At 70.0% G+C, this 12,379-nt stretch carries 9 protein-coding genes; 3 read left to right on the forward strand and 6 right to left on the reverse strand.

Features of this window, described 5'->3' with window-relative positions; genetic code table 11:
• Positions 1 to 40 precede the first annotated feature (40 nt).
• Positions 41 to 1,627, forward strand: coding sequence for a Na+/H+ antiporter (locus tag ABZ404_RS13895; RefSeq protein ID WP_358835870.1), 1,587 nt, complete (start codon positions 41 to 43; stop codon positions 1,625 to 1,627).
• Positions 1,628 to 1,660: 33 nt separating this feature from the next.
• On the opposite strand, the gene ABZ404_RS13900 is transcribed toward ABZ404_RS13895, so the two are convergent.
• On the reverse strand, positions 1,661 to 2,692 hold the full coding sequence (locus ABZ404_RS13900; RefSeq protein ID WP_358835869.1) for a mechanosensitive ion channel domain-containing protein: 1,032 nt from the start codon (positions 2,690 to 2,692) through the stop codon (positions 1,661 to 1,663).
• A 30-nt stretch (positions 2,693 to 2,722) separates the two neighbouring features.
• Here ABZ404_RS13900 and ABZ404_RS13905 point away from each other — a divergent pair, with 30 nt between their 5' ends.
• Positions 2,723 to 3,292, forward strand: coding sequence for a dienelactone hydrolase family protein (locus tag ABZ404_RS13905; RefSeq protein WP_358835868.1), 570 nt, complete (start codon positions 2,723 to 2,725; stop codon positions 3,290 to 3,292).
• Positions 3,293 to 3,301: 9 nt separating this feature from the next.
• On the opposite strand, the gene ABZ404_RS13910 is transcribed toward ABZ404_RS13905, so the two are convergent.
• From ABZ404_RS13910 to ABZ404_RS13925, 4 genes are all read right to left on the reverse strand, one after another.
• Complete coding sequence (locus ABZ404_RS13910) at positions 3,302 to 4,954, reverse strand: alkaline phosphatase D family protein (protein ID WP_358835867.1); 1,653 nt, start codon at positions 4,952 to 4,954, stop codon at positions 3,302 to 3,304.
• Between the two features lie 128 nt (positions 4,955 to 5,082).
• A complete protein-coding gene (locus tag ABZ404_RS13915) occupies positions 5,083 to 5,895 on the reverse strand; it encodes a DsbA family protein (protein ID WP_358835866.1) in 813 nt (270 codons plus the stop codon).
• A 105-nt stretch (positions 5,896 to 6,000) separates the two neighbouring features.
• Positions 6,001 to 6,690 (reverse strand): hypothetical protein, encoded by a 690-nt coding sequence (locus ABZ404_RS13920; RefSeq protein ID WP_358990410.1) that lies wholly within the window; start codon positions 6,688 to 6,690, stop codon positions 6,001 to 6,003.
• A 46-nt stretch (positions 6,691 to 6,736) separates the two neighbouring features.
• Positions 6,737 to 8,098, reverse strand: coding sequence for a DUF2252 domain-containing protein (locus ABZ404_RS13925; protein WP_358834497.1), 1,362 nt, complete (start codon positions 8,096 to 8,098; stop codon positions 6,737 to 6,739).
• 224 nt (positions 8,099 to 8,322) lie between these two features.
• Between ABZ404_RS13925 and dnaE the strand changes: the two genes are divergently transcribed.
• Positions 8,323 to 11,862 carry a DNA polymerase III subunit alpha gene (dnaE, locus tag ABZ404_RS13930; RefSeq protein WP_358834498.1) on the forward strand — a complete coding sequence of 1,180 codons (3,540 nt, stop codon included), beginning with the start codon at positions 8,323 to 8,325 and terminating at the stop codon, positions 11,860 to 11,862.
• Positions 11,863 to 11,953: 91 nt separating this feature from the next.
• Here the strand turns inward: dnaE and ABZ404_RS13935 are convergent, their stop codons facing one another.
• A complete protein-coding gene (locus tag ABZ404_RS13935; protein WP_358834499.1) occupies positions 11,954 to 12,124 on the reverse strand; it encodes a hypothetical protein in 171 nt (56 codons plus the stop codon).
• Positions 12,125 to 12,379 lie beyond the last annotated feature (255 nt).

Raw genomic sequence — 12,379 nt, forward strand, 5'->3', positions numbered from 1 at the left:
GGCTGGAGGTTCTTGATCGCCTCGCCGCCGGAGGGCCTTCGTGGACCAGCTCGCCCTGATGTTCGTGCTCCTGCTCGGAGCCGTGGTCACGGTTCCGGTCGGGAACCGGCTGGGGCTTCCCGCGCCGGTCCTGATGACGCTCCTCGGCGGTGTCCTCGCCCTGCTGCCGTTCGTCCCGAACGTCGACGTACCGCCGGACTTCATCCTTCCGCTCGTGCTGCCGCCGCTGCTGTACGCCTCGGTCCAGCGCACCTCCTGGCGGCAGTTCGCCGCCAACGTCCGGCCGATCCTGCTGCTCGCGGTGGCCCTGGTGTTCGTCACGACGGCCGCCGTGGCGGCCGTGGCGCACGCCATCGTGCCGGGGCTGCCGCTCGCCGCCGCCGTCGCGCTGGGCGCCCTGGTGGCGCCGCCCGACCCGGTCGCCGCCACCGCGGTCGCGGGCTCGCTCGGGCTGCCGCGGCGGCTGGTGTCGATCCTGGAGGGCGAGGGGCTCTTCAACGACGTCACCGCGATCGTGCTCTACCACGTGGCGATCGCCGCGGCCGTCAGCGGCGACTTCTCCTGGCCGGACGCGGTGGGCAAGCTGGTGCTCTCCGCCGTGGTGGCGGTCGTGGTCGGCCTGGTCCTGGGCTGGACGGCCAACAAGCTGATGGGGCTGCTCGACGACGCCACCCTCCAGATCGGCCTCACCCTCCTCGTGCCGTTCGTCGGCTATGTGCTGGCCGAGGAGTTCGGCGGCTCCGGGGTGCTCGCGGTCCTCACCCTCGCGCTGTTCCTCGCCGAGCACGCGGTGGACGCCGACGACGTCCAGGGGCGCCTCGCCGGAGCCACGTTCTGGCAGGTCGTCGACACCCTGGTGACGGGGATCGCGTTCGGGCTCATCGGGCTCGAACTGCACAACGTGTTCGGCACCGCCACCGGCCGCCTGGGGGAGATGGCGGGCTGGGGCGCGGTGGTCGTCGGGGTCGTCGTCGGCGTACGGCTGCTGTGGCTGCTGCCCGCCACCTGGCTCGCCAAGCGACTGCACACGCTGCGGGACTACGACGAGGAGATCCCCACCACCTGGCGGGAGACGATCATCATGTGGTGGGCGGGGATGCGCGGGGTGGCCTCCGTCGCGCTCGCGCTCGCCATCCCGTTCACGACCGAGAACGGCTCGGCCTTCCCCGCCCGCGACGAGATCGTCTTCATCGCCTTCTGCGTGATCATGGCGACGCTGGTGGTCCAGGGGCTCACCCTGCCGTCCCTGGTGCGCCGGCTCGGCGTCCAGGCCGACACCGACGCCGAGCGGGCGCTGGAGCGCGAGCTCGCGGTCCGCGCGGCCAAGGCGGCCAAGCGGCGGCTGCGGGAGATCGAGGACGTGGAGGAGCTGCCCGAGGAGGTCATGGAGCAGCTCGTGCGGCGTGCGTACGACGTGGGGGCGCGGCTCAGCCCGGACATGGTCGACGAGGAGCGGCGCGAGGCGTACGCGAAGCGGGTCGAGCGGCTGCGGACCATCCAGCGGATCCAGCGCGAGATGATGTCGGCCGCCCGGCACGAGGTCCTGGCCGCGCGCAGCGAGCCCGGCGCCGACCCCGAGATCGTGGACCGGGTGCTGCGCCAGCTGGACGTGCGCAGTCTGAAGTGAGGGGGCGGGGGGCGCGGGCCCCCCGCCCGGCGGTCATATCCGGTCGGTGTTGATGCGCGGCAGCGACTCGGGGTGGCGGTCGTGGAGCCAGGCCACCATCTCCTCGCGGACCGCGCAGCGGACCGTCCAGAGGTCGCTCGCGTCCTTCGCGGTGACCGTGGCGCGCACCACGATCGTGGACGGGGTGGTGTCGGTGACGGCGAGGTCGCCCTCACGGCCGTCCCAGGCCGGGCACTCCTTGAGGATGTCGGTCAGCTTCTCGCGCATCAGCGCCACCGGGGCCGCGTGATCGAGGTGGAGGAAGACCGTGCCGGTCATCTGCACCCCGCCGCGCGACCAGTTCTCGAACGGCTTGCTGGTGAAGTACGAGACCGGCATGGTCAGCCGGCGCTCGTCCCAGGTGCGGACGGCCAGGAAGGTCAGGGTGATCTCCTCGACCGTGCCCCACTCGCCGTCCACCACGACCGTGTCCCCTATGCGCACCATGTCGCCGAACGCGATCTGAAGGCCGGCGAAGAGGTTGCCGAGGGTGGACTGGGCGGCCACACCGGCCACGATGCCGATGATGCCGGCGGAGGCGAGGATCGAGGTCCCGGCCGTCCGCATCGCCGGGAAGGTCAGCAGCATCGCCGCGACCGCGACGACGCCCACGATGGCCGTCACCACGCGCTGAATGAGCGTCACCTGCGTACGGACCCGGCGTACCCGTGCCGCGTCGTGCGCCGAGGCGGCGTAACGCGCGTACGACGCCTCGACGACGGCCGTGGCGATCCGCACCACCAGCCAGGCGCTCGCGCCGATGAGGACGAGGCTGAGGGTCTGGCCGAGGCCCGCCTGGTGCTTCTGGACGGGCGCCCACTTGATCTGGAGGTAGGTCCCTCTCAGCAGGGCGGTGAGGACGACGACCTGCAAGGGAAGGCGGCAGCGGCGCAGCAGGCCCCACAACGGGGTCTCGCTGTGCCGGGCATCGGTCTGGCGGAGCAGTCGGTCGGCCAGCCACACGAGGGCCAGCGTGAGCACGACCGAGCCACCGATGACGATCAACGGGCGCAGTACGTTCTCCATGCCCCCGACCGTAACTGGCACCATGGGTTCATGAACATCATGCTTTTCCATTCGGCATACGGCCTGCGGCCCGCCGTGCACGAGGCGGCCGACCGGCTGCGCGCCGCCGGACACCTGGTGCACGTGCCCGATCTCTACGACGGGCGCACCGCCGGGACGGTGGAGGAGGGCATGACGATCCGGGACGGGATCGGCAACGACGAACTGCTGAAGCGGGCGGTCGTGGCCGCCGCCCCGCACTCCGACGAGGGCCTGGTCTACGCCGGGTTCTCGCTCGGCGGCTCGCTCGCACAGACCCTGGCGCTGGGCGACGAGAAGGCCCGCGGCCTGCTCCTGTTCCACGGCACCGCCGACATCGCCGACGACGCCTCGGTGGACGAGCTGCCCGTACAGCTGCACGTGGCGGACCCGGACCCGTTCGAGACGCATGACTGGCTGAACACGTGGTACCTGCGCATGGGCAGGATCGGCGCCGACGCGGAGGTGTACAGATACCCGGGTGCCGGGCACCTGTACACCGACCGCGAACTGCCGGACTACGACGAGGCGGCGGCCGAGCGGAGCTGGACCACCGCGCTCGCCTTCCTCGCGTCGCTGTAGCGCGCGGGCTCAGACCACCGGGGAGTAGACCCGCTCGGCCTTCTGGCTGCCGTTGAGCGTCCGGTACGAGCGGGTCCACGACGCCGTGGCGTCCTGCCTGCGCTTGTCGGACACCACGTAGTAGTCCATCTGCGAGCGCTGGGCGTCGACGTCGAGCACGCCGTAGCCGTGCGAGTCCATGTCGACCCACTTCACATGGCGGTTGGCGGCCTTGATGGCGGCCGCCGCGACCAGCGACACGGTGTGCGGGGCGACGTGGAGCATCTCGTCGAGGTTGTCGGAGGTGACCGAGGTCACCACGAACTCGGTGCCCGCCGACTTCGACAGCGGGTAGGTGCCCGCCCTGATGGGGACATCGTTGGCCCAGGCCATGTGGATGTCGCCGGTCAGGAAAACGGTGTTCTTGATGCCGTTGTCGACCAGGTGGCCCAGGAGCTCGCGGCGGTCGTCCGTGTAGCCGTCCCACTGGTCGACGTTGATGGCGATGCCCTCCTTGGGCAGGCCCAGCAACTCCGCCAGCGGCGCGGTCAGCTCGGCCGGCAGCGCGCCGAAGGCGACCGGGGAGATCATCACCGAGGTGCCCACCAGCTGCCAGGAGGCGTCCGAGGAGGAGAGCCCCGACTTGAGCCAGTCCAGCTGGGCGCGGCCGGTGATGGTGCGCTCGGGGTCGTCCACCTTGCCGCTGCCCACGCTCGCCTGCTGGGAGCGGAAGGAGCGCAGGTCGAGCAGGTGCAGATCGGCCAGCTTGCCGTAGCGGATGCGCCGGTAGGTGGTGCCCGCGGTGGACGGGCGGACCGGCATCCACTCGAAGTAGGCCTGCTTGGCGGCCGACACGCGCGCCGCCCAGTCGCCCTCGGTACCGGGCGTGTGGTTCTCGGCGCCGCCCGACCAGGCGTCGTTGGCGAACTCGTGATCGTCCCAGATCGCGATCACCGGGTGGGCCTGGTGCATCGCCTGGAGGTCGGCGTCCGTCTTGTACCTGCCGTGCCGGGTGCGGTAGTCGGACAGGTTCAGGATCTCGTGGGCCGGCTCGTGCTGCCGTACGACGTACTTGGCCTCCGGATAGGCGCCCGTGGCGTACTCGTAGATGTAGTCGCCCAGGTGCAGCACCGCGTCCAGGTCGGCCCGCGCGGCGAGATGACGGTAGGGGGAGAAGTAGCCCGACTCCCAGTTGGCGCAGGAGACCACGCCGAAGCGGACGTTGGCGGCGGCCGCGTCCGTGGCGGGGGCGGTCAGCGTGCGCCCGCTGGGGGAGGAGACGCCGGCCGCCGCGAACCGGTACCAGTACGCCGTGGCCGGGCGCAGGCCGCGCACATCGGCCTTGACGGTGTGGTCGGCGGCGGCGGTGGCGGTGGTGCTGCCCCGGGCCACGATCCGGGCGAAGCCCTTGTCCTCGGCGATCTCCCAGGTGACTTCGGTGTCCGGGCCCTTGCCGGAGCCCGGTATCGCGTCGGGAGCGGGGGTGACCCGGGTCCACAGCAGGATGCCGTCGGGCAGCGGATCGCCGGAGGCGACGCCGTGCAGGAAGGCGGGGGCCGCGGCGGAGTCCGCGGCGGCGGCGGTCGCGCCGGCCACCAGGGGCGCGGCGACGACGGCGGTGGCGGCGGCGGCCTTGACGACCGTGCGGCGCGTGGGAGTTGAGGAGGTGAATCGACTGGTCACAGCCGGACACCTTACTGATGGGTAGAGCGAACGGGCAGACTCGCGACAGATGTTTGTCCGCCCGTCCGCCCGCGGCCACCTGAGCGTACGTCAGCGCCAGGGGGCCGCGGCGGGACCCGGGAGGGGCCTCAGCCCTTCAGGGCCTTGTCGATGGCGGCGGTGAACGCGGCCGGGTCCTGGGGGGCGTTGTCGCTGCCCGCACCGGTGATCTTCTTGCCGTCCATCTTCAGGGTCGGTGTCGCGGTCACACCGCTGTCGTCGAACTTCTTCGACATGGTGAGCGCCCACTTGTCGAACGTGCCGTCCTGCACGTCCTTCTGGAACTTGGCGTTGCCCTTGAGCGCCGGGACGCTGTCGGCGACCTGGAGCAGGTAGGCGTCCTTGGCGAACTTGTCGCTGGTCTCGGCCGGGTGCCACTTGGCCGAGTACAGCTGCGCCTTGTACTCCATGAACGCCTCGGGGCTCACGTTGAGCGCGGCGCCCAGCGCGCTGAGCGCGTTCTTGGAGCCGGTGCCCGGGCTGCCGTTGTCGATGAAGGTGGCGCCGATGAACTGGACCTTGTACTTGCCCGCGTCGACGTCCTTCTTGACCGTGGCACCGACCTGCTGCTCGAAGACCGAGCAGACCGGGCAGCGCGGGTCCTCGTACATCTCCAGGGTCTTCTTGGCGGTGGGCTTGCCGATGACGACGGTGGTGCCGTCGTCGCCCGTGGTGTTGGCCGGCTTGACCAGCGTCTTGTCCTTGGCCGCGTCCCACTCGCCGGGCTTGTTGGCCTGCATGACCGCGTAGCCGATGCCGCCGGCTATCGCGAGGACGCCGACGATCGAGGCGGCCACGACCACCTGGCGGCGCACCTTGTCCTTCTTGGCCTGGCGCTCGCGCTCCAGTCGCAGCCGCTCACGGGCGGCTGCCTTGTTGGCCTGGCTGTTGCGCTTGCTCATGATCGTTTTCTCCGTGTGGCAGGTGGGGCAGGTGAGAAGTGCTGGGGGCCCGGGTGCCCGGGCGGCGTGCTCGGCGGGCCGTCGCTCGGACGGCGGGGCCATCGCTCAGACGGCCAGGAGCAGCGCGGCGCGGGGCGGTCCCCGCCGGCCCACGCAGTGCACGAGCAGCCGCGCGCGCGAGGGCGGGGCCGCGCGCCGCGCGGGCCGCACCCGCGCCCGTACGGGACGGACCGCGCCGCCCACCGCGGCGACCGCCAGCAGCAGCGGCCGGAACGCCAGCACCCCGACCGTGCGCACCAGGCGCGCGAGGGCGGCCTCGCCGCGCCGCAGCCAGGCCGCGGCCAGCAGCCCGACCGTCAGGTGCGCGGCGAGCAGCAGCCACGGCACGGCCGGTCCCGGCCCCCCGAGCAGCACGGCCGCGCTCGCCCGGGACCCGGCGACGCCCGGCAGCTCGGCGCCCACGCCCCCACCGCACAGCACGTCCACGCCCACCGACCGCAGCGCGCCCGCGACCGGGCCGCCGGAGGGTCCGTAGCAGACGTGCTGACCGGTCGAGAAGACGGTGTCGGCGGCCAGCTCCAGCGGGACCAGCAGTCCGGCGATCGACCAGAAGCCGCGCTCACGGCCCGCCAGCGCGTACGCGATCAGGAACACGGCGCCGGCCGCGCCGGCGACCAGCCCCGCCGGCAGCGGGACGCGGGAGAGCAGGACGTGGGACGCGCTGGAGAGCGCCACGACGAGCGCCGTGAAAAGCGCCGCGCGTGCCGCTCTGAGCCGGGTCCCTGATACGTCCATCGGTGCTGAAGTCTGCCACGGCCCGCTGTCGGCGGAGCCTAAGAATTCAGTGAGACCCGAGACCCGGGATCCGACCGTTACGGAACAGGTCGACGAAGATCTGGTGGTCCGCGCGCGCCCGCGCGCCGTAGCCGTGCGCGAACTCCACGAGCAGGCCCGCGAAGCCCTCCTCGTCGGCCGCGATGGCCGCGTCGATGGCCCGCTCGGTGGAGAACGGCACCAGCTCCGAGTGGCCGCTCTCGTCGTCGGCCGCCGCGTGCATGGCCGCGGTGGCGCGGCCGAGGTCGGCGACGACCGCCGCTATCTCCTCCGGGTCGTCGATGTCCGACCAGTCCAGGTCCACCGCGTACGGCGACACCTCGGCGACGAGCTGGCCCGCCCCGTCCAGTTCGGTCCAGCCCAGCCACGGGTCGGCGGCGGCCTGGAGGGCGCGCTGCGAGATCACCGTGCGGTGGCCCTCGTGCCGGAAGTAGCCGCGCACCGCCGGGTCGGTGACATGGCGGGAGACCGCCGGGGTCTGGGCCTGCTTCATGTAGATCACGACGTCGTTCTCCAGCGCGTCGCTGTGGCCCTCCAGAAGGATGTTGTACGAGGGCAGACCGGCCGAGCCGATCCCGATGCCGCGCCGCCCCACCACGTCCTTGACCCGGTAGGAGTCCGGGCGCAGCAGGCTGGAGTCCGGCAGCGTCTCCAGATAGCCGTCGAAGGCGGCCAGGACCTTGTAGCGGGTGGCCGCGTCCAGCTCGATCGAGCCGTCGCCCTCGGCGAAGCGGCGCTCGTACTCGCGGATCTCGGTCATGGAGTCGAGCAGCGAGAAACGCGTACGCGCGCGTGCCGAGCGCAGCGCGCCGAGCAGCGGCCCCTCGGCCGTGTCCAGCGTGAAGGAGGGCGCCTCGTCATCCTTGGCGCCGGTGGCCAGCGCGTGGATCCGCTCGCGGTAGGCGCCGGCGTAGATCCGCACCAGCTCGGTGATCTGGTCGTCGCTGAGCGCCTTGGCGTGGCCGATCAGGGCCAGGGAGGCGGCGAAGCGCTGGAGGTCCCAGGTGAAGGGGCCCACGTACGCCTCGTCGAAGTCGTTCACGTTGAAGATCAGCCGGCCGTTGGCGTCCATGTACGTACCGAAGTTCTCGGCGTGCAGGTCGCCGTGGATCCACACCCGGCCGGTCCGCTCGTCCAGGTACGGCCCGCTGTGTACGCCCCCGGCGCCGCGCCCGGCGGTCTCCGCGTCCAGGTCCGCGTAGAACAGGCAGGCCGTGCCCCGGTAGAAGGCGAACGCGGAGGCCGCCATCTTGCGGAACTTGACCCGGAAGGCGGCCGGGTCGGCGGCCAGGAGCTCGCCGAAGGCGGTGCCGAAGACGGAGAGGATCTGCTCGCCGCGCTCATCGGCGGTGTGCTGCGGGACCGACATCGCCGGGTGCCTCCTGGTGCGTACGTGCGGGTAGAGATGCGCAACGGATGGGACGGGTGCTTCCGTCCCTTCCAACGCGTGACCGTACCCCGGAGTGCCCGCCCGCCGTCCGGCCGCCTCCCTTCGCCGGGGCGCCGGGTGCCGCGGCGGTTCCCCCACGGCTGTCAGTCGGCCGACGTAGACTTCTGGGCTGTCCCCCTCTCCCCGCCCTGGAGGCCCCCACCGTGTCGAAGCCGCCGTTCACGCACCTTCACGTACACACCCAGTACTCGCTGCTGGACGGTGCCGCGCGGCTCAAGGACATGTTCGACGCGTGCAACGAGATGGGCATGACGCACATCGCGATGTCCGACCACGGCAACCTGCACGGGGCGTACGACTTCTTCCACTCGGCGAAGAAGGCGGGGGTCACGCCGATCATCGGCATCGAGGCGTACGTGGCGCCCGAGTCCCGCCGCAACAAGCGCAAGATCCAGTGGGGCCAGCCGCACCAGAAGCGCGACGACGTGTCCGGTTCGGGTGGTTACACCCACAAGACGATCTGGGCGGCGAACGCGACGGGCCTGCACAACCTCTTCCGCCTCTCCTCCGACGCGTACGCCGAGGGCTGGCTCCAGAAGTGGCCCCGGATGGACAAGGAGACCATCTCCCAGTGGTCGGAGGGCCTGATCGCCTCCACCGGCTGCCCCTCCGGCGAGCTCCAGACCCGGCTGCGCCTGGGGCAGTACGAGGAGGCCCGCCAGGCCGCCTCGGACTACCAGGACATCTTCGGCAAGGACCGGTACTTCCTGGAGCTGATGGACCACGGCATCGACATCGAGCGCCGGGTCCGCGACGACCTCCTGAAGATCGGCAAGGAGCTGGGCATCCCGCCCCTGGTCACCAACGACTCGCACTACACGTACGCGCACGAGGCCACCGCGCACGACGCGCTGCTGTGCATCCAGACCGGCAAGAACCTCTCCGACCCCGACCGCTTCAAGTTCGACGGCACCGGCTACTACCTGAAGTCGACCGACGAGATGTACGCGATCGACGCCTCGGACGCCTGGCAGCAGGGCTGCGCCAACACCGCCCTGGTCGCCGAGCAGGTCGACGTCACCGGCATGTTCGAGGCGAAGAACCTCATGCCGAAGTTCGACATCCCCGAGGGCTACACCGAGGTCACCTGGTTCCGCGAGGAGACCATGCGGGGTCTGCACCGCCGCTTCCCGGGAGGCATCCCGGAGGACCGCATGAAGCAGGCGGAGTACGAGATGGACACCATCATCTCGATGGGCTTCCCCGGCTACTTCCTCGTGGTCGCCGACTTCATCATGTGGGCGAAGAAGCAGGGCATCGCGGTCGGCCCCGGCCGCGGCTCCGCGGCCGGCTCGATCGTGGCGTACGCGATGGGCATCACCGACCTCGACCCGATCCCGCACGGTCTGATCTTCGAGCGGTTCCTCAACCCCGAGCGCGTCTCGATGCCCGATGTCGACATCGACTTCGACGAGCGCAGGCGCGTCGAGGTGATCCGGTACGTGACCGAGAAGTACGGCGCCGACAAGGTCGCCATGATCGGTACCTACGGAAAGATCAAGGCCAAGAACGCGATCAAGGACTCCGCGCGCGTCCTCGGCTACCCGTACGCAATGGGCGACCGCCTCACCAAGGCGATGCCCGCCGACGTCCTGGGCAAGGGCATCGACCTCAACGGCATCACCGACCCCAAGCACCCGCGCTACAGCGAGGCCGGCGAGATCCGCTCGATGTACGAGAACGAGCCGGACGTGAAGAAGGTCATCGACACCGCCAAGGGCGTCGAGGGCCTGGTCCGGCAGATGGGTGTGCACGCCGCCGGCGTGATCATGTCCAGCGAGCCGATCGTCGACCACGCCCCCCTCTGGGTGCGCCACACCGACGGCGTGACCATCACGCAGTGGGACTACCCGAGCTGCGAGTCGCTCGGCCTGCTGAAGATGGACTTCCTCGGTCTGCGCAACCTGACGATCATGGACGACGCCGTCAAGATGGTGAAGTCCAACAAGGGGATCGACATCGATCTCCTCGGGCTGCCGCTCGACGACGCCACCACCTTCGAACTGCTCCAGCGCGGCGAGACCCTCGGCGTCTTCCAGTTCGACGGCGGCCCCATGCGGTCCCTGCTGCGGCTGATGAAGCCCGACAACTTCGAAGACATCTCCGCCGTGTCCGCGCTCTACCGCCCGGGCCCGATGGGCATGAACTCGCACACGAACTACGCGCTGCGCAAGAACAAGCAGCAGGAGATCACCCCGATCCACCCGGAGCTGGAGGAGCCCCTCAAGGAGGTCCTCGGCGTCACCTACGGCCTGATCGTGTACCAGGAGCAGGTGCAGAAGGCCGCCCAGATCATCGCCGGGTACTCGCTGGGCGAGGCCGACATCCTGCGCCGCGTCATGGGCAAGAAGAAGCCCGACGAGCTGGCGAAGAACTTCACGATCTTCCAGGCCGGTGCCAAGAAGAACGGCTACAGCGACGAGGCCATCCAGAAGCTCTGGGACGTCCTGGTCCCCTTCGCCGGATACGCGTTCAACAAGGCGCACTCCGCCGCGTACGGCCTGGTGTCGTACTGGACCGCCTATCTGAAGGCGAACCACCCCGCCGAGTACATGGCGGCCCTGCTGACCTCGGTCAAGGACGACAAGGACAAGTCCGCGGTCTACCTCAACGAGTGCCGCCGCATGGGCATCAAGGTGCTGCCGCCCAACGTCAACGAGTCCGAGTCCAACTTCTCGGCGCAGGGCGACGACGTGATCCTGTTCGGTCTGACCGCCGTGCGCAACGTCGGTCAGAACGTGGTGGACTCGATCATCAAGTCCCGCAAGGCGAAGGGGAAGTACACCTCCTTCCCCGACTTCCTCGACAAGGTCGAGGCGGTCGTCTGCAACAAGCGGACCGTCGAGTCGCTGATCAAGGCCGGCGCCTTCGACGAGATGAAGCACACCCGCAAGGGCCTCACCGCGCAGTTCGAGCCGATGATCGACAACGTGGTGCAGGTCAAGCGCAAGGAGGCCGAGGGCCAGTTCGACCTCTTCGGCGGGATGGGCGACGACGCCTCCGACGAGCCGGGCTTCGGCCTGGACGTGGAGTTCTCCGACGTGGAGTGGGAGAAGTCCTATCTGCTCGCCCAGGAGCGGGAGATGCTCGGCCTGTATGTGTCGGACCACCCGCTCTTCGGTCTGGAGCACGTGCTCTCCGACAAGAGCGACGCCTCCATCCAGCAGCTCACCGGAGGTGAGCACGCGGACGGCGCGGTGGTGACCATCGGCGGCATCATCTCGGGCCTCCAGCGCAAGATGACCAAGCAGGGCAACGCCTGGGCGATCGCCACCGTCGAGGACCTGGCCGGCTCCATCGAGTGCATGTTCTTCCCGGCGACCTACCAGCTGGTCTCCACCCAGCTCGTCGAGGACGCGGTGGTCTTCGTCAAGGGCCGGCTCGACAAGCGCGAGGACATCCCGCGCCTGGTCGCGATGGAGCTGATGGTGCCGGACCTGTCGTCGGCGGGGACCAACGCGCCGGTGGTGCTGACCATCCCGACGGTGAAGGTGACGCCGCCGATGATCAGCCGGCTGGGGGAGATTCTCGGCCATCACAAGGGCAACACCGAGGTGCGCATCAAACTCCAGGGGCCGCGCAAGACCACGGTGCTGCGGCTCGACCGCCACCGGGTCCAGCCCGACCCGGCGCTCTTCGGAGATCTCAAGGTGCTGCTCGGCCCGTCCTGTCTGGCGGGCTGAGCTCCGGCGAGCGGTTAATTCCCTGCGGAAGGGGCGCGTCCAATAGGGCGCGCCCCTTCCGTATTCACGGTGTCTGCTGTGCGGGGAATTATCAGTTGTGGCCGAAGCGACGCTGGTGCTTACGGGCAACATCCGCCGGGCTGCCCTGCGCCTGGGGCTGGGACAGCGCCTGCGCCTCCATCGACGACTTCTGGGCCTCCTGCTGACCGCGCTCGGCCTGCGAGGCGGGCTGCTGCTTACGGCCGGACTTGTTCTTGGCCATGGTGATGCCTCCTGGGGGGACTAGGGTCCAGGGCCGCTGTCAGACTCACACACCCCGACAAAGAACGCATTCCAGACGATTACCGTGCGTAATCCTCCGTAACGGCTGCGTAGACGCGGGTTCGCCACGCCGATGATCGAGTTCCGGCCGTCAACCCCCGCCGGGTCGGGCAGACTCGAAGGAAACCCGAAGTACGTTCCCTGATCTCTCGATCTCCTGCACTCTTATCTCCCTGATCTCCTTTGCCTCTGATCT

The sequence above is a fragment of the Streptomyces sp. NPDC005878 genome (assembly GCF_040629815.1).
Taxonomy (GTDB): Bacteria; Actinomycetota; Actinomycetes; order Streptomycetales; family Streptomycetaceae; genus Streptomyces.